This window comes from Altererythrobacter sp. KTW20L (assembly GCF_023501975.1).
Taxonomy (GTDB): Bacteria; Pseudomonadota; Alphaproteobacteria; order Sphingomonadales; family Sphingomonadaceae; genus Alteraurantiacibacter.
This window is the reverse complement of the sequence record NZ_JAMFLH010000015.1, coordinates 32,750-50,634: the sequence shown is the minus strand read 5'-3', so window position 1 is coordinate 50,634 and position 17,885 is coordinate 32,750. Positions and strand designations below refer to the sequence as shown.

Below are 17,885 nucleotides of genomic sequence, written 5' to 3'. Positions count from 1 at the left end.
GTGGAAAACCGTCTTCGAACAACGTCCGTAACGGGTCGTTTCCCGACCGGCTGCTTTTTTCCAGAATCAAGGGGAAGCTGCCAGTCCGCCGAGAGGTTCAATGAGGCGTTGTTCATGGGTAAGAAGTTTTAGCCAGGGCGGGGATACAGTCAGCGCCGGATTGTTAAAGTGGTGCGGAAGAACGTAATCCCTTGTTTTCTAACGATGCGGCGCAACGGCGCGTGGAATCGACCAAAAAATGCCAAAATCTGTTCATTCGGTAAACCATTGAAAAATAACTTAAAACAGGATCAGATGACGCCACTGTCGTAACAGTGCCACGTGAAAATCGCCAAGGCCCCCCGGTGCGGGCGCCATTGTTCCGACATGGCGCGGGTGGCCCTCTCGTCGGGTCGCTCTTCCAGCCCCAATATCCTGCCCAGCCCGGCCATTACCGCAAGGTCGCCCGCCGGCCAGATGTCCGACCGGCCTTCGGCGAACAGCAGGTAGATTTCGGCGGACCAGCGGCCCACGCCCTTGATACGGACGAGTTCGGTGATCGCTTCCTCGTCATCGGCGGGAAGGTTGTCGAAATCGAGGCCGCCTTCCACCAGTTCGCACAGGGACCGGACATAGCCCTGCTTCTGGCGAGATAGCCCGCAGGCGCGCAGGGTGTCGAAATCGCGGGCGAGGATATCGGCGGGGACCATTACTTCGCCCACTTCGGCCTCCAGCTTGCGCCACATCGAGCTGGCGGCGGCGACGGAAACCTGCTGGCCCACGATGGTGCGCAGCAGGGTGCGATAGCCACGCTCCCTCAGGCGCGGTTCGGGATAGCCGCAGCGTTCCAGCGCGCGGGCGATGGCCGGTTCGCATGCGGCAACGGCGTCGATGCCGTGCTTCAACTGATCCCGATCAAGGCCCATATGCGCTCCGCTTGCGTAAATGCCGGCAATTGCCTAGCAGCCGCGCGAAAGCAGAACACGAGGATAATGTCGCCATGCCCAAGCTGATTGTCGTCAACCGTGCCGGGGAAGAACGCGCTGTGGAGGCCGAAACCGGCCTGACCGTGATGGAAGCCATCCGCGACAACGGGTTCGATGAATTGCTGGCCCTGTGTGGCGGCTGCTGTTCCTGTGCCACCTGCCATGTCCATGTGGATCCGGAGTTCGCCAGCCTGCTCCCGCCGATGAGCGAGGACGAGAACGACCTGCTCGATTCCAGCGACAGCCGCAGTGAAACCTCGCGCCTGTCGTGCCAGCTGCCGTTCACGGCGGAGCTGGACGGGCTGAAGGTGACCATCGCCGAGGAAGATTAATCCTCCCCGAAACGGGGGGGGACCACCTGAAAGGTGGTGGAGGGGGCTGCGGGCCATCGCCGCGTTTCCTGCAAGCCCCCTCCACCCCGCTTCGCGCGGTCCCCCTCCCCACAGGTGGGGAGAATGGCTTTAGCCTTCCCAAGCGCAAATCCGTTGCGCCGCGCTCCCTTGCACCCTAATTCCCCCAGCATGACTGCACCTGTTCCTGTCACCAAGACGCTGGACCTCATCGGCAATACCCCGCTGGTCCTGCTTGAAGGCCCCAGCGCCGCCGCCGGTTGCGAGATCTGGGGCAAGTGCGAATTCGCCAATCCGGGTGCCAGCGTGAAGGATCGCGCGGCGCTGTGGATCGTGCGCGATGCCGAGGCGCGGGGGGAACTCAAGCCCGGCGGCACGGTGGTGGAAGGAACGGCGGGCAATACCGGCATCGGTCTGGCGCTGGTGGCCAATGCCAAAGGCTACAAGACCATCATCGTCATGCCCGACAACCAGTCGGTCGAGAAGATGGCGACCTTGCGCGCGCTGGGCGCGGAACTGGTGCTGGTGCCGCCGACCAAATTTGCCGACCCCAACCACTTCGTCCACACCAGCCGCCGCCTGGCCGAGGAAACACCGGGTGCTGTCTGGGCCAACCAGTTCGACAATGTCGCCAACCGCCGCGCCCACATCGATGCCACCGCGCCCGAAATATGGGAGCAGATGGGTGGCAGGATTGATGGCTTTACCTGCGCGGTCGGTACCGGCGGGACGCTGGCGGGCGTGGGCATGGGCCTCAAGGCGTTTGACGAGGACGTGTGCATCGCCCTGACCGATCCGCATGGCGCGGCGCTGTTCAACTATTACGCCAACGGTGAACTGAAGGCGGAAGGGTCTTCTGTGGCCGAAGGCATCGGCCAGGGCCGGATCACCGCCAACCTCGAAGGCGCGCCGATCGACACCCAGTTTCGCCTGTCCGACGAGGAAGGCCTCGAATGGGTTGCCCGCCTGTTGCGCGAGGAAGGACTGTGCCTTGGCCTGTCCTCCGGCATCAACGTGGCGGGGGCGGTGCTGCTCGGTCGCCACCTGCTTGCCCAAGGGCGCGAGAAGCCCCGCGTTGCCACGATCCTGTGCGACACCGGCTTCCGCTACCTGTCCAGCCTGTACAATGCCGAGTGGCTGAAATCCAAGAAACTGCCGGTTTTCGACTGGTTGCATTCAGGTTGAGGCGCTAGATTGGCCGCATGGCCCTTGATCCGCACGAAATCCTGCAAGCCAACAAGTCGCTCGATGACCTTGCCGCCTCGCCGCTCGGCGGGACGCGGCGGCAGCGCTGGCAGCGGCTCCAGGTCGGCGTGCTGGGGCTGGGCGCGATGGTTCTGATGGTTGGCCTGGCCGATATCGTCACCAGCAGCGTGGCACAGAACCGCGCCGCCATGCCCGAGGCCCTGCCGCCGGTGAGCAACGAGGACGTGCCGCCGCCGCCTGCCCCGCGTGATCCGCTGGCCGATGCAGGCGTCGTGCCCGAACTTCCCGCCCCCACGCCGACGCCGGTGATTACCGCAACCCCGGGTGGCCCGCTTGTCCCTGTCCAGAACTAGCATCCTGGGGGCACTTGCTGCCCTTGCCTGGTCGATGCCTGTCGCAGCGCAGGAACCCGCGCGCCCGCAACTGGCGCTGATGGGCACAGTGCCGATCTACTGGGGCGAGGCCGAGGGACTGGAGGGCCTGCTCGACACCAGCGAAAGCGGCCACTGGGCCCGCCCCGTGCTGGAGCGCGAGTTCGAACTGGTCCCGATCGACTATCTTTCGGCCGATGCCCTGGCGCCGCACAGCACATTGATGATGGCCCAGCCGCGTGCCCTGTCGGCGGAGGAGAACGTGGCGCTCGATGCCTGGGTGCGGGATGGCGGGAACCTGCTGCTGTTTGCCGATCCGATGATGACCGGCCATTCCCACTATGGCCTGGGCGACCGCCGCCGCCCGCAGGACGTGGCGCTGCTCTCGCCGATTCTGGCGCATTGGGGGCTGGAGCTGCACTTTAACGAGGACCAGCCCGCGGGGCTGCAAATGCTGGAAATCGACAATGCGCAAGTGCCGGTCAACCTGCCCGGGCTGTTCGTGCTGCGCGATCCCGAGGCGGGTTGCAATGTCACGCAGGAAAGCGTGCAGGCACTGTGCCTTATCGGCGAGGGTACGGCTCTGCTTTACGCCGATGCTGCGATGCTCGACTTTGATGGTCCCCATCCGGGCGCTGAAACCATGTTGGCCGATCTCGCTGGCGCGATGGCAGCCGGTTTTGGGGAAATTACGGGAAAGCCTGCCCCCGACTATCGGACTGGGTCTCGAACAGGGGGCCAGCGCTATTCGGCTGACGGGCAGAGGGGCGCTTCGCTGCCGGACACCACACCATGAAATCCACAGGATTCCAGCGGATTGGAGCTCAATCCCCGAAAATCCCGTAATTTCCCCTTTCATCCCGCCTGCACCCGCGTTATCACGTCCTTCATCGGACATGACACCCGCGTTGCATCCTGATTCTCGTCAGGATGGACGGGCTGCGCACCTGCGCGGCGCGGACGGGGGAGCCTTGCCGATCAGGTTAGTACCCGAATGCGGGTTGATTGAGGGCAGGTACCGGGGGACGTGGCACACAAGCCGACAGGATTTAGCGGTCAGGGCTTTTCGCTTCGCGGCGAGAAGGATCGCTTCGTGCTGCCGTCCGACATGCGCAATCCCATCGCCGAAGCCAGCGGCGAGCGGGTGCTGTGTGTGGGCCGCCATGAAACATGGCCCTGCCTGGTCGGCTTTGGCACCGACCGGATCGCCCGGTTTGACGAAATCCTCGACATGCAGCAGGCCGAAGCCCGCCAGAATGGCGACAAGTTCGACCGCGCGCTGCGGTCCGGCCAATTGTGGAGCTTCAAGAAGCACGCCTTCGATGCCAGCGGCCGCTTCGTGCTCAACCCCTCGTCGGTCAAGCTGGGCAGGATCGAGGACCAGCTCTATTTCCATGGCGTAGGCGAGGTCGTAACCATCTGGAACCCGCAGATCCTGCTGGGGCTGGGCGACGAGTTCGACTTCTTCAAGATCTATTGCGAGCAGGAAATGGCCGAGGCCATGGCCAAGGGGAAGGGCAAGTGATTGCCGCCCCGCACATCCCCGTCCTGCTAAATGAAGTGGTGACCGCGCTCGCAATCCAGCCGGGCCACGTGGTGATCGACGCCACCTTCGGTGCCGGCGGTTATACCCGCGTCTTCCTCGACCAGGGGGCCACGGTCCACGCTTTCGACCGCGATCCCGATGCCATTGCGGCAGGTGAGCAATGGCCCGAAACGCGCGAACAGCCGCCGCGGCTGGTGCTCCACTCGCGCCGTTTTTCCGAAATGGTCGAGGCCATGGCCGAAGCCGGGATCGACACGGTCGATGGCGTGGCGATGGACATCGGCGTGTCCTCGATGCAGCTCGACCAGGCCGAACGCGGCTTTGCTTTCAGCACCGATGGCCCGCTCGACATGCGGATGGACCGGCAGCGACCCAACGCCGCCGACTTCCTCAACACGGCCGATGAAGCCGCGATTGCCGACGTACTCTACCAATACGGCGAGGAGCGCCAGTCGCGCCGTGTGGCCCGTGCCATCGTTGCCGCGCGCCCGCTGGAAACCACCGGCCAGCTGGCCGCAGTGGTGCGCAAGGCGCTGGGCTATCGTCCGCACAACAACAAGGGCCCCGCGCCCAAGGATCCGGCCACCCGCAGCTTCCAGGCGATCCGCATCCACGTGAACGGTGAGCTGGACGAGCTGGACCAGGGCCTCGTCGCCGCCGAGCAACTGCTGCGCGAAGGCGGGCGGCTGGCCGTGGTCAGCTTCCACAGCCTGGAGGACCGCAAGGTCAAGCAGTACCTGCGCGATGCGGCCAATGCCAACAGCGGCGGCTCGCGCCACATGCCTGTCCGCACCGCGCAGAACCCCGCGCGCTTTGTCGCGGTGAGCAAGGCGATCCGTCCGTCCGAGGCCGAAGTTGCCCGCAACCCGCGCGCGCGTTCCGCCACCCTGCGCGCCGCCACCCGCACCGCCGCCCCGTCGATCTTCAAGCAAGGACAGGCCGCATGACCCAGCAAGCCCGTTTGCGCCGTATCGGCTGGTTCGCCCTCCTGGCGCTGTGCACCGCGCTTTATGGCGTGCTGCATTTCCAGGTCTGGTCGGTCGCCAGCGACGTGAAGCGTACCGAACGCCAGATCGTGGCGCTGGAACAGGCCAACATGCTGCTGGAAACCGAATTCCTCACCCGGTCGAGCCAGGTCCAGCTGGCGGCGTGGAACCGGGTCGATTTCGGCTATGGCGCGCCAGAAGCGGGCCAGTTCATCGACAACGAGCGGCAGCTGGCGCGGTTCAGCAGCAGGCAAGACGACGATGCGCCCCAGCTGCATCTGGCCGGTTATTCCGAGGAAGATGCCGAGGCCCCGCCATTTCCCCGTCTTGTCTCGCTGATCACCGGCAAGCCGGTTGACGTGGCACTGATCGAACCGGCTCACGCCAACAACGACAATCGTACCACGCTGGCGGCCCGCCTGACCGGTGCTTCCGCACGGGTGCCGATGGGCGGCCCGGATGAATCCGGCCCCGCAACCGTGCGTATCGCGCTTGGCGGGGGGAGCCAGTGACGGGCTTTGCCGCCCCGCGTCCTGCTGCCACCGGGCGCGTCCGGCTGGTCGATTACCGCCGCAAGTCGCTGCTGACCGCGCGGCTGCGCGTGCTCATCATCGCGGCGGCCTTCCTGCTGATCGCGACTTCCGCCGTAGCGCGGATTGCCTGGCTGGGCGTTATCCAGCCTGCACCCGCCACCACGTCGATGGCCGAGGCGCTGTTGCCGTCGCGTGGCGAGATTACCGACCGCAACGGCGTGCCGCTGGCCCGCGCCTTTCCGGCCTATGCCCTGTGGTTCAACCCGCGGGCGATGGACGATGGCGGATCGCCGCTGGTCCGTTCGCCTGATGCCGTGGCGGCAGAACTTGCCACAATCTTCCCCGATCTCGACCCGGTCGAAGTGGCGGAAAAGCTACGCGCCGGTCGCGGAGCCTACTTGCGCCGCCGGGTGCTGCCCGAGGATGCCAACAAGGTCATGCAGATCGGCGAACTGGCGCTTGAACTTCCGCGTGAGAACGACCGGTACTATCCGCAGGGTTCGCTTGCTGCCCATGTCCTTGGCTTCGTCCAGGATGGCGAAGGTCGGGTGGGCATGGAGCAGGTCCTCAACGAGCGGCTAAGCGATCCGCTGCACCGGTCGGAATCCATCCCGCTGTCGATCGATGTGCGGGTGCAGGGCGCACTGGAAGACGAACTGAGCCGCGGCATGCGGGCGGTCAATGCGGTGGGCGCGGCGGGTATCGTGCTTGATGTCGATACCGGTGAAGTGATGGCCATGGCCTCCATGCCCGAATTCGACCCCAACAATGTCCTGCCATCTGATCTGACGGTGTCCCCCGAACTGGCTGCGCAAGGGATCATGCCGGCCGCCTTCAACCGCGTGACCAACCAGGTTTACGAGCTGGGCTCGACCTTCAAGCCGCTGACTGTGGCGGCCGCAATCGACAACGGATCGATCACCAACCTCGCACGCCCCTACCAGGCGAACCAGCCGGTGCGCATCGGGGGGCACCAGATCCGCGACAGCCATGTGATCGGTGCTTCGATCAACGCGCCTCAGTCGCTGATCCATTCGTCCAACATCGTTACCGCGCAGATTGCCGACGAGATGGGGCCGGATGTCCTGCGCCGCTACATGGTCGATCTCGGCATGAACGAACGGCCGTATATCGAACTGCCGGGTCGCGGCTTCCCGCTGTGGCAGAGCGGGAACTGGCCGCGCATTACCGGCATGACTGTGGGCTTCGGCCATGGCATTGCCGTGACCCCGCTGCACCTCGCCAGTGCCTATGCCGCCATGTCGAACGGCGGCATCTGGCGTCCGGCCACGCTGCACAAGATCGAACCCGGCATGGCTCCGCGCGGGCGGCGGGTGTTCAAGGCCAGCACCTCGGCGCGGATGAACCAGCTGATGCGCATGATTACGGTCTATGGCACCGGTCGTAACGCCGATGCGCCGGGCTTCCGCGTGGGCGGCAAGACCGGCTCGGCGGAAAAGCCGGGGGCGGGCGGCTATCGCCGGACCTCGCTGGTGGCGACCTTTGCCGCCGTCTTCCCGATGGACCGGCCGCGTTATGTCGTCATCATCATGCTGGACGAGCCCAAGGGCACTGCCGCCAGCTCCTACCAGCGCACGGCCGCATGGAACGCTGCGCCTATCGTCAAGCGGCTGATCCCGCGCATCGGCCCGCAACTGGGCGTGCTGCCCGATGAAGGCCGCGACATCGACCTCACCGATCTGGAGCCGCTGGTCGGCGGCGGGGCGCACTGATGCGGCTGGCCGAACTGGCCGGAGCGCTGGGACAGGACGCCGGAACTGCGGGCGCGGAAACCGTCACCGGGTTTGCCATCGACCATCGCAAGGTCGCCCCCGGCAACGTGTTCGGTGCGTTCGAAGGCACGGCGGTCAATGGCGAGGACTTCATCCCCGCTGCCGTGGCGGCAGGTGCCATCGCCGTGGTCGCCCGTCCGCAGACACAGGTGACAGGTGCGTTGCACCTGGCCGACCCGCTGCCGCGGCGCGCCTTTGCCCGCCTGGCCGCACGGTTCTTCACACCGGTCCCTTCCACTGTGGTCGCGGTTACCGGCACCAATGGCAAAACCTCGGTAGTCGAGATGACCCGCCAGATCTGGCGCATGTGCGGCCACCGCGCGGCCTCCATCGGCACGCTGGGGGTGACCACGCCGGACGAAAGTGTATCGACCGGGCTGACGACGCCGGACATCGTGACCTTCTTCCACAATGTTTCGGGCCTGGCCCGCGAAGGCGTGACCCACCTGGCTTATGAGGCGTCGAGCCACGGGCTGTCGCAGTTCCGCAACGAAGGGCTGGCGGTGCAGGCAGGGGCCTTCACCAACCTCAGCCGCGACCATCTCGATTACCACGCCGACATGGCAGACTATTTCTCCGCCAAGATGCGGCTGTTTGCCGAAGTGGTGGCAGATGGCGGCACGGCAGTTGTCTGGGCGGATGACGAATGGTCGCAGCCTGCCGCGCTGGTCGCGCAGGCTCGTGGGCTCCACGTGTTCAGCGTTGGCGAAGCCGGGGCCGATCTGAAGATCGTTTCGAGAAAGCCCAGCACGCTGGGGCAGGACCTCGAGATTTCCTATCAAGGCGAGGTGCGCAAGCTGCGCCTGCCGCTGATCGGGGCCTACCAGGTAGCCAACGCGCTGGTTGCGGCGGGCCTCGTGCTGGCGACGGGCGGCGATCCGGCGCGGGTGTTCGATGCGGTGGCGCGGTTGCAGCCGGTGCGCGGGCGGCTGGAGCGGGCAGCAATCACCCAGGCAGGCGCACCGGTCTATGTCGATTATGCCCACACGCCAGATGCGCTTGAAGCGGCCATTGCCGCCTTGCGCCCGCATGTAACGGGCAAGCTGATTACCGTGTTCGGCGCAGGCGGCGACCGTGACAAGGGCAAGCGCGCGCCGATGGGCGCTGTTGCCGTGGCCGGGTCCGACGTGGTGATCGTGACCGACGACAATCCGCGCGGCGAGGAACCAGCGGCAATCCGTGCCGCCATCATGGCAGGGGCCCCCGGTGCGATCGAGATCGGCGACCGGCGCGAGGCTATCGCCGCAGCCGTCGCCATGGCCGAAGCGCAGGACATCGTCCTGGTTGCCGGTAAGGGCCATGAGCAAGGCCAGATTATCGGACGCGGGGCAGATGTCCGGGTCCACCCGTTCGACGATGTTACCGTGGCGCGCGAATGCGCGGCCGCCCTTTCAGGAGCGCAAGCCCAATGAATGCCATTGCCGCCAAGATCCTGCGCTGGCCCAACCTGGAGGCGGATCGCCTGCGCCTTGCCCTGTGGACCTCGGCCGAGATCGCCGCGGCGACAGGCGGGACCGCTTATGGTGAATTTCAGGTTAGCGGCGTGGAAATGGACAGCCGCGACGTGCGCTCGGGCGACCTGTTCGTGGCCCTGCGCGGCGAGGCGATGGACGGCCACCGCTTTGTGGACAAGGCTTTTGCCAATGGCGCGGTGGCGGCCCTCGTCGATCGCCCGGTCGACGGCCCGCACGTGCTGGTTTCCGATACCTCAAGTGCGCTTGAGGCCTTGGCAAATGCTGCCCGCAACCGCGTTGCGGCCACCATTGTCGGGGTAACAGGTTCTGTCGGCAAGACAGGTGTCAAGGAAGCGATCTTTGCATCGCTTGAAAGGTCCAGCAGGGGCGCATCGCACCGCTCGATCCGGTCCTACAACAACCATGTCGGCGTGCCGCTCAGCCTGTCGCGCATGGACCCACGCAGCCGTTTCGGCGTGTTCGAGATGGGTATGAACAATGCAGGCGAGATCGCCCACCTGACCTCTCTCGTGCGCCCGAACGTGGCGGTTATCACAACCATCGCGCCGGCCCATATCGAGAACCTCGGCAGCGAAGAGGCGATTGCCGATGCCAAGGCGGAGATTTTCGGCGGGCTGGAAAAGGGCGGCACGGCAGTGATCCCCACCGACACCCCGCATTTCGAACGGCTGCGCGATGCCGCGGTGGCGGCGGGTGCGCGGGTGGTCTCGTTCGGGCGCGCAGCCCATGCCGACATGCGCCTGCTCGATGCTATTCCCGACAGCAGCGGAGGATCGCTGGTGACGGCCGCGTTGGGTGCCCACCGCTTGTGCTACACCGTGGCCGAGCCGGGTGAGCACTGGGTCAACAATTCGCTAGCGGTCATGGCGACAGTCCATGCAGCAGGCGGCGATCTGGGTGCAGCGGGTCTGGCCCTGGCAGAGATGGGCGGCCTGAAAGGCAGGGGTGCGCGGCTGCGTGTGGCGGTGCCCGGCGGCCATGCGCTGGTGATCGACGAAAGCTACAACGCCAACCCCGCCTCGATGCGGGCAACGCTGGCGCAACTGGGGCAGACCCCTGCCACCCGCCGCGTGGCGGTGCTGGGCGCGATGAAGGAACTGGGTGATTTTGCCCCCGGCTTCCACGCCCAGTTGGCCGAACCGCTGATCGGCGCCGATGTCGACTATGCGGTGCTGGTGGGCGACGAGATGACCGCCCTGGCGCGTGAACTGGGGAAAGGCCTTGCCAATGCGCTTGGCAAGCCCTTGCACTTTGCCCATTGCGCAAATGCGGGCGAAGCGATTGCCGCGCTGGAGGAATTCGGCCTGGCAGGCGGAGACGCGGTGCTGGTCAAGGGCTCCAACTCGGTCGGGCTGGCGCGCGTCGTGGCGCATTTTGCTGCCCGGGAAGGCTGATCGAACAGGACCGATGCTTTATTATCTCGCCTCATTGCTGGACTTCGAAGGGGTCCTGAACCTCATTCGCTACCAGACGTTCCGATCCGGCGCGGCCATGATGACCGCGCTCGCCATCGGCCTGATCATCGGCCCGAAATTCATCGCCATGCTGCGCGTGCGGCAGGGCAAGGGCCAGCCGATCCGCGAAGACGGGCCGCAAAGCCACCTCGCCAAGCGCGGCACGCCGACCATGGGCGGGCTGATGATCCTGACATCGCTGGTCCTGTCGATGCTGCTGTGGATGGACCTGTCCAGCCCGTTTGTCTGGGCCTGCATCGCGGTGTGCCTGGGCTTCGGGGTGATCGGTTTCCTGGATGATCTCGACAAGGTCACCAAGGGCAACCACAAGGGCCTGTCCGGGCGGGTGCGGCTGCTGGCCGAATTCATCGTGGCGGGCATCGCGGTCTGGCTGATCGTGGGCGAGATCAACACCAACCTCTATATCCCCTTCCTCAGCGGTTATTCGATCCCGCTGGGGCCGTTCTACTATGTCTTTGCCGCCTTCGTGATCGTGGGTGCGGGCAATGCGGTCAACCTCACCGACGGGCTGGATGGCCTCGCCACCATGCCGGTGGTGATCGCAGCGGGTGCTTTCATGCTGATCTGCTACCTCGTCGGCCGGGTGGACTATTCCGCATACCTTGGCATTCCGCACGTCCCGCTGGCGGGCGAACTGGCGATCCTGTGCGCCGCGATCATGGGATCGGGCCTCGCCTTCCTGTGGTTCAACGCGCCGCCGGCTGCAGTGTTCATGGGCGATACCGGATCGCTGGCCCTTGGCGGCGCGCTGGGCGCGATTGCCGTGGCGAGCCATCACGAGATCGTGCTCGCCATCGTCGGCGGGCTGTTCGTACTGGAAGCGGCCAGCGTCATCATCCAGGTGTTCTGGTTCAAGCGCACCGGCAAGCGGGTGTTCCGCATGGCCCCCATTCATCACCATTTCGAACAGCTCGGCTGGAAGGAATCGACCGTGGTGATCCGCTTCTGGATCATTGCCATTGTCCTGGCCGTGATCGGGCTGTCCACGCTCAAGATCAGATGATCACCAGCCCCGCCTTTTCCGGCAAGAGCTACGCCGTCCTCGGCCTTGCGCGGTCGGGCATGGCGGTGGTGGAGAGCCTGCTGGCGAGCGGGGCGCAGGTGACCGCCTGGGACCGCCAGCAGATCCCGCGCGACAAGCTGGCAGGCCGCTGCACCCTGGCCGATCCGATGGAGATCGACCTTGCGGGCTTCGACGCGCTGGTGGTTTCCCCCGGTGTGCCGCTCAACACCCACCCGCTGGCAGGCAAGGCGCGGGCCGCGGGCGTGCCGATCATCGGCGATATCGAACTGTTCGCCCAGGCGCGAGCAAGCCTGCCGCCGCACAAGGTGGTCGGCATCACCGGCACCAACGGCAAGAGCACCACGACTGCACTGGTCGCCCATATCCTCAAGACGGCAGGCGTTGCCACGCTGATGGGTGGCAACATCGGCCTGCCGATACTGGCGCAGGAGCCCCTGCCTGCTGGCGGGGTCTATGTGCTGGAGCTGTCGAGCTACCAGATTGACCTGACGCACAGCCTCGATTGCGACGTGGCGGTGTTGCTGAACATCACGCCCGACCACCTCGATCGCTATGCCGACTTCGCGGCCTATTGCCGGTCGAAAGAGCGGCTGTTCCTGATGCAGTCGGACAAGAACGTGGCCGTCATCGGGGAAGCTGATCGGGAGGCCGACGAAGTGGCCTACCGGCTCGAACACGATCACGGTCGCTTGAAGAATGTGGTCCAGTTCAACAACGGCGCGATCGGTGAACGGCAGCGCGAATGGGACACTTTGCAAGGCCCGCATAATGCACAGAATGCAGCGGCCGCAATCATGGTTTGTGAGGCATTGTGCCTGTCGGATGAGGCAATCGAGCAGGGCCTGCGCACATATCCCGGCCTGCCGCACCGGATGGAAGTGCTCGGCACCTTCAACGGCGTGCTGTTCATCAACGACAGCAAGGCCACCAATGCCGCCTCCACCGCGCCCGCACTGGCGGCGTGGAAGCCTGCACCGCACAAGCGCGTCCACTGGATCTGCGGCGGATTGCCCAAGGCGGATAACCTCGATGAATGCCTGCCGCACCTCGGCAATGTCGCTGCCGCCTATACCATCGGCGAGGCGGGGCCGCTGTTTGCATCGCTGCTGGACGGGCATTGCAAGGTCGAGCAGTGCGAGATGCTGTGCACCGCCACCGCGCGCGCTCTCGAAGCGGCAAAACCCGGCGATGTGGTGCTGTTCAGCCCCGCCTGCGCCAGCTTCGACCAGTTCCGCGATTACGAGGCGCGCGGTGACAGCTTTCGCGAGATTGTAACCGGCCTGACGCAGGACAATCGCGAAAGGCTCGCCAAATGAAGTCCGCGCGCCCTTATGTTCCCATGCCCGGCCAGCGCGCGCCGCAGCAGCCCGCCTTCCCGCAGGATCGCAAACGGCAGCTGTTCGTCTGGTGGCGTGAGATCGACCGCACGCTGCTGTTCCTTGTGCTGGGTCTGATGGTGATCGGCACGATCGCGGTCTATGCCGCATCGCCTGCCAGCGCCGGGCGGCTGTCCACATCGGACGTGACGCTTGGCGAGCATTACTTCTTCTGGCTGCACCTGCGCTGGCAGGTGCTGGGCCTTGGCGTGCTGCTGGTCACCTCGCTGCTGCCGATGGACAGCGCTCGGCGCGGAGCGATCCTGCTGGGCGGGCTGATGCTGGCGCTGCTGGTGCTGGTGCCCTTTGTCGGGGTGGAGCGCAACGGCGCGGTGCGCTGGCTGAACCTGGGCATGACCTTCCAGCCGTCGGAATTCCTCAAGCCCGCCTATGCGGTGATGCTGGGCTGGATCCTCTCATGGAAGTTGCGCGATCCGGGCCTGCCGGTGATTGGCATTACCGGCGGGCTGGTAGGCCTGATCGTGCTGCTGCTGATGATGCAGCCCAACCTTGGCGAGGCGATCCTGTTTGTCGGCTGCTGGTTCGTGGTCGTGCTGCTGGCCGGGCTGCCGATAAAGCGTATCGCGATCTTCTCGGGCGTGGGCGTGGCGGCGCTCGCGCTAACCTATGCGCTGTATGACAACGGCCGCAACCGCATCGACGCCTTCCTCGGCGGTGGGACGGCCTTCGACCAGGTGGACCTGGCCCGCCGGACGCTGCTGGGCGGCGGGTGGACCGGTACCGGCCTTGGCCTGGGCAATCAGAAGATGCGACTGCCAGAAGCCCATACCGACTACATCTTCTCGGTCATCGGCGAGGAGTTCGGGCTGATCGTGTGCATGGTGCTGGCGCTGGTCTATATCGCCATCGTGCTGCGCGTGCTGGTGCGGCTGATTGAGGAAGACCGGCTGTTCATCATCCTGTCGGCCACCGGCCTGATCGCCCTGTTCGGCGGCCAGGCTTTCATCAACATCCTGATGAACCTGCAAATGTTCCCGTCCAAGGGCATGACGCTGCCGCTGGTCAGCTATGGAGGATCGTCCACCATCGCGCAGTGCTTCACCATAGGGTTGCTATTGGCGATCACCCGCCGCAACCCGTTCCTCAGTCGCGAAGCGTTCGATTTCAGCGCTGCGCTGGACAAGGAAATGGGTCGGGAGACACGCCGATGAATTCGGTTACACGCCACTATGTGCTTGCTGCCGGCGGGACCGGCGGACACCTGACCCCTGCTTTTGCCCTTGCGGCGGAGCTGGTCGCGCGCGGGCACCATGTTGCCCTGGTGACCGATACGCGGGGCGTGGAAATCCCTGGCAAGCCCGATTTCCTGCCCGCCCACGTGCTGCCGGCGGGTCGTTTCGGCAAGAACCCGCTGCACTGGTGGTCTGGCCTGCGCGCCGTGCTGCAGGGCCGTTCGATGGCGCGGCGACTGTACGATACGTTCCAGCCCGGCGCGGTGATCGGCTTCGGCGGCTATCCCGCGCTTCCGGCGCTGCTGGCCGCCACGGCAGACGGTATTCCGGCGATCATTCACGAACAGAACGCCGTGCTCGGCCGGGTCAACCGCCTGCTGGCGGGCCGGGTCGATGCCATTGCCACGGCTTATCCCGAAGTAGCGCGGTTGAAGGACAAGTACGCGCCCAGGACGCACCTTGTTGGCAATCCGGTGCGGCCTGAAGTGCTGGCCCTGCGCGACCAGGAATTCCCGCCATTCACCGCTGACAGCCTGCTCCGCGTGCTGGTAACCGGCGGCAGCCAGGGTGCGCGGGTGTTGAGCGAAGTGGTGCCCGATGGCCTTGCCATGCTGCCGCCCGCCTTGCGCAGCCGCTTGCAGGTGACGCAGCAATGCCGTCCGGAGGATCTGGACGCTGTGCGCCAGCGCTACGCCAGCCACGATATCCCCGCCGAGCTCGGCACCTATTTCGAAGACATGCAGGCGCGGCTGGCCGATGCCCACCTGTTCATCGGGCGGGCTGGTGCGAGCACGATTGCCGAGCTCACCGCCGTGGGCCGCCCTGCGATCCTTGTGCCGCTGCCAATCGCGACGGACGACCACCAGTCCGCCAACGTGCGCGAGATGGTCAAGGCGGGAGGCGCGCGCTCGATCCGCCAGCACAAGTTTACCGCCGCCGAACTCGCCAAGCAGATCCAGGCTCTGGCCCAGCATCCCGAAACGCTGGCCAATGCGGCCCACGCGGCGTGGAACTGCGGGCGGCCCGACGCGGCGGCCAAGCTGGCAGACCTTGTCGAGAGCTTCGGCGCCACGCCGATCCAGGACGTGATCCGAGTCGGCGCCTCCAATGCTGCGACCACCGATGGCGTGCAGCCTGCAACCGCTCGGAACATCAAATGAAAGGCGTCCCCACCGATATCGGCACGATCCATTTCGTTGGCATCGGCGGGATCGGCATGTCGGGCATTGCCGAGGTGATGCACAACCTGGGTTATAGCGTGCAAGGCTCGGACATCTCCGAAGGCTATGTGATCGAAGGGCTGAGGAAGCGCGGCATCGCGGTTGCCATCGGGCACGATGCGGCGAACCTGGGTGATGCGGCAGTGGTGGTAACCTCCACTGCGGTGAAGCGCGACAATCCCGAGGTAGCCGCCGCATTGGAAGCGCGCATTCCGGTGGTGCGGCGGGCGGAAATGCTGGCCGAACTGATGCGGCTGAAGAACACCGTCGCCGTGGCCGGAACCCACGGGAAGACTACCACAACCTCGATGGTCGCGGCCCTGCTCGACGCGGGCGGGGTCGATCCCACGGTGATCAACGGCGGTATCATCGAAAGCTACGGCTCCAACGCCCGGTTGGGCGGGAGCGACTGGATGGTGGTGGAGGCCGATGAAAGCGACGGCAGCTTCCTGCGGCTGGACGGCACCATCGCCGTGGTTACCAATATCGATCCCGAACACCTCGACCACTACGGCAGTTTCGATGCGGTGAAGGACGCATTCCTGCAGTTCATCGAGAACGTGCCGTTCTATGGCGCGGCGGTGCTGTGCATCGACCATCCCGAGGTGCAGAACACGATCGCCCGCGTGCGCGACCGGCGGGTCATCACCTATGGCTTCTCGCCCCATGCCGACGTGCGGGCGGAAAACCTGATGGCGGAAGGGGGATCGACCCGCTTCGATGCCGTCCATCGCGATAGGGACGGGCGCGAACACCGGATCGATGGCATCGTGCTGCCCATGCCCGGCCGCCACAACGTGCAGAACGCGCTGGCCGCCATTGCCGTGGCGCGCGAGATGGAATGCGCCGACGACACGATCCGCAGCGGTTTCGCCCGCTTCGGCGGAGTGCGCCGCCGGTTTTCGCTGGCGGGCGAGGTCGATGGCGTGCGCATCATCGACGACTATGCCCACCATCCGGTGGAGATTCGCGCCGTGCTGTCCGCTGCACGCGAAAGCGTGGCGACCGGTTCGGGCGGCCGCGTGATCGCTGTTGCCCAGCCGCACCGCTTCACCCGCCTGCGCGACCTGATGGAGGATTTCCAGTCCTGCTTCGGCGATGCCGATGTGGTATATGCCGCACCGGTCTATGCCGCAGGGGAGCAGCCCATCGAGGGCGTGGACAGCCACGCACTGGTCGAAGGGATCAAGGCGCGCGGACACCGGCAGGCCAGCACCATCGCCGGAGCCGACGCGCTGGCGGCGGAACTGGCGCAGGTGATCCGCCCGGGCGATATCGTGGTGTGCCTTGGCGCGGGCGATATAACCAAATGGGCGGCGGGCCTTGCTACTGCCATTGCCGCCCAGCGCAAGCCGGGGGCTGCAGCATGACGTGGTCCCAGCAATCCATTTCGATGCAGCCAGGCGATTTCGACCCCACGCTCAACGCGCCCGGCGCAGGCACGGTAACCAGCGGCGGCCAGTCGCTGATGCCTGCCGTGCGCGGCCGGCTGACCCCGCACGCCGCGCTCGACAAGCTGGTGTGGTTCAAGAGCGGCGGCCCGGCCGACTGGCTGTTCGAGCCCGCCGACCTCGATGACCTGACCAGTTTCCTCGGCGGATTGTCCGAAGGCACGCCGGTCATGGCCATCGGCCTCGGCTCCAACCTGATCATCCGTGACGGCGGGGTGCCTGGCGTGGTGGTTCGGCTTGGCAAGGCTTTCGCCAGCGTGGAAGTGCGGCGCGACCATATCGTGGAATGCGGCGGCGGCGCGCCTGGCATCCTCGTGGCGTCGACCGCGCGCGACGCGGGCATTGCGGGGCTGGAATTCCTGCGCGGCATTCCCGGCACCGTCGGCGGCTTCGTGCGGATGAACGGCGGGGCCTATGGACGCGAGGTGGCGGATATCCTGGTCGATTGCGACGTGGTGCTGGCCGATGGCAACTGCGTGAATATCCCGGTCGCCGATCTCGACTATTCCTATCGTCACTCGCGCCTGCCCGATGGCGCCATCGTGGTTGCCGCGCGGTTCAGGGGCACGGCTGGTGACCCCAAGGCAATCGGCGCGGAAATGGACCGCATCGCCGCAGAGCGCGAGGCATCGCAGCCATTGCGGTCCAGGACCGGCGGATCGACGTTCAAGAACCCCCCCGGCGCAAAGGCGTGGCAACTGGTGGACAAGGCCGGCTGTCGCGGCCTTATCATCGGCGGCGCGCAGGTGAGCGAGAAGCACGCCAACTTCCTCATCAACACCGGCGAGGCGACCAGCGCCGACATCGAAGGCCTGGGCGAGGAAGTCCGCCGCCGCGTGGCCGACAAGACGGGCGTGGCGCTCGAATGGGAAATCAAGCGGGTCGGAAGGCCCTGAGCCGGTTTTGTGAGCCGGAATTGAA

General features: G+C 65.8%; 17 protein-coding genes. 16 read left to right on the top strand and 1 reads right to left on the bottom strand.

The genetic code is table 11. The features are described 5' to 3' along the window. Positions 1-290: 290 nt before the first annotated feature. A complete protein-coding gene (locus M3P36_RS14070) occupies positions 291-905 on the bottom strand; it encodes a DNA-3-methyladenine glycosylase family protein (protein ID WP_249704332.1) in 615 nt (204 codons plus the stop codon). Between the two features lie 74 nt (positions 906-979). Between M3P36_RS14070 and M3P36_RS14065 the strand changes: the two genes are divergently transcribed. The 16 genes from M3P36_RS14065 to murB all read left to right on the top strand — a co-directional run bounded on the left by M3P36_RS14065 (position 980) and on the right by murB (position 17,860). After that, positions 980-1,297, top strand: coding sequence for a 2Fe-2S iron-sulfur cluster-binding protein (locus tag M3P36_RS14065; RefSeq protein WP_249704331.1), 318 nt, complete (start codon positions 980-982; stop codon positions 1,295-1,297). A gap of 189 nt (positions 1,298-1,486) precedes the next feature. Next, positions 1,487-2,500 carry a cysteine synthase A gene (locus tag M3P36_RS14060; RefSeq protein ID WP_249704330.1) on the top strand — a complete coding sequence of 338 codons (1,014 nt, stop codon included), beginning with the start codon at positions 1,487-1,489 and terminating at the stop codon, positions 2,498-2,500. Positions 2,501-2,517: 17 nt separating this feature from the next. Beyond that, on the top strand, positions 2,518-2,874 hold the full coding sequence (locus M3P36_RS14055) for a hypothetical protein (RefSeq protein WP_249704329.1): 357 nt from the start codon (positions 2,518-2,520) through the stop codon (positions 2,872-2,874). A gap of 34 nt (positions 2,875-2,908) precedes the next feature. Continuing rightward, positions 2,909-3,688 (top strand): motility-associated ABC transporter substrate-binding family protein, encoded by a 780-nt coding sequence (locus M3P36_RS14050; protein WP_249704328.1) that lies wholly within the window; start codon positions 2,909-2,911, stop codon positions 3,686-3,688. A gap of 231 nt (positions 3,689-3,919) precedes the next feature. After that, positions 3,920-4,417, top strand: coding sequence for a division/cell wall cluster transcriptional repressor MraZ (locus M3P36_RS14045; protein ID WP_249704327.1), 498 nt, complete (start codon positions 3,920-3,922; stop codon positions 4,415-4,417). Then, on the top strand, positions 4,414-5,385 hold the full coding sequence (rsmH, locus tag M3P36_RS14040; protein WP_349630578.1) for a 16S rRNA (cytosine(1402)-N(4))-methyltransferase RsmH: 972 nt from the start codon (positions 4,414-4,416) through the stop codon (positions 5,383-5,385). Before M3P36_RS14045 ends, rsmH begins: the two co-directional genes overlap by 4 nt. Continuing rightward, a complete protein-coding gene (locus tag M3P36_RS14035; protein WP_249704326.1) occupies positions 5,382-5,936 on the top strand; it encodes a hypothetical protein in 555 nt (184 codons plus the stop codon). Before rsmH ends, M3P36_RS14035 begins: the two co-directional genes overlap by 4 nt. Next, positions 5,933-7,690, top strand: coding sequence for a peptidoglycan D,D-transpeptidase FtsI family protein (locus M3P36_RS14030; protein WP_249704325.1), 1,758 nt, complete (start codon positions 5,933-5,935; stop codon positions 7,688-7,690). The genes M3P36_RS14035 and M3P36_RS14030 overlap by 4 nt, the downstream gene beginning before the upstream one ends. Beyond that, entirely contained in the window at positions 7,690-9,162 is a 1,473-nt protein-coding gene (locus M3P36_RS14025; RefSeq protein WP_249704319.1) for a UDP-N-acetylmuramoyl-L-alanyl-D-glutamate--2,6-diaminopimelate ligase, read from the top strand. The genes M3P36_RS14030 and M3P36_RS14025 overlap by 1 nt, the downstream gene beginning before the upstream one ends. Continuing rightward, positions 9,159-10,619, top strand: coding sequence for a UDP-N-acetylmuramoyl-tripeptide--D-alanyl-D-alanine ligase (locus tag M3P36_RS14020; RefSeq protein WP_249704318.1), 1,461 nt, complete (start codon positions 9,159-9,161; stop codon positions 10,617-10,619). The genes M3P36_RS14025 and M3P36_RS14020 overlap by 4 nt, the downstream gene beginning before the upstream one ends. Positions 10,620-10,632: 13 nt before the next feature. Then, entirely contained in the window at positions 10,633-11,703 is a 1,071-nt protein-coding gene (gene mraY / locus M3P36_RS14015) for a phospho-N-acetylmuramoyl-pentapeptide-transferase (RefSeq protein WP_249704317.1), read from the top strand. Beyond that, positions 11,700-13,040 (top strand): UDP-N-acetylmuramoyl-L-alanine--D-glutamate ligase, encoded by a 1,341-nt coding sequence (murD, locus tag M3P36_RS14010; protein ID WP_249704316.1) that lies wholly within the window; start codon positions 11,700-11,702, stop codon positions 13,038-13,040. Before mraY ends, murD begins: the two co-directional genes overlap by 4 nt. Then, positions 13,037-14,272: an FtsW/RodA/SpoVE family cell cycle protein gene (locus M3P36_RS14005; RefSeq protein WP_249704315.1), complete on the top strand. Its 1,236-nt coding sequence runs from the start codon at positions 13,037-13,039 to the stop codon at positions 14,270-14,272. The genes murD and M3P36_RS14005 overlap by 4 nt, the downstream gene beginning before the upstream one ends. After that, complete coding sequence (gene murG, locus M3P36_RS14000) at positions 14,269-15,453, top strand: undecaprenyldiphospho-muramoylpentapeptide beta-N-acetylglucosaminyltransferase (protein WP_249704314.1); 1,185 nt, start codon at positions 14,269-14,271, stop codon at positions 15,451-15,453. Before M3P36_RS14005 ends, murG begins: the two co-directional genes overlap by 4 nt. Beyond that, positions 15,450-16,883 carry a UDP-N-acetylmuramate--L-alanine ligase gene (gene murC / locus M3P36_RS13995; RefSeq protein WP_249704313.1) on the top strand — a complete coding sequence of 478 codons (1,434 nt, stop codon included), beginning with the start codon at positions 15,450-15,452 and terminating at the stop codon, positions 16,881-16,883. Before murG ends, murC begins: the two co-directional genes overlap by 4 nt. A 98-nt stretch (positions 16,884-16,981) precedes the next feature. After that, positions 16,982-17,860, top strand: coding sequence for a UDP-N-acetylmuramate dehydrogenase (gene murB, locus M3P36_RS13990; protein ID WP_249704333.1), 879 nt, complete (start codon positions 16,982-16,984; stop codon positions 17,858-17,860). The last annotated feature ends 25 nt before the right edge of the window (positions 17,861-17,885 follow it).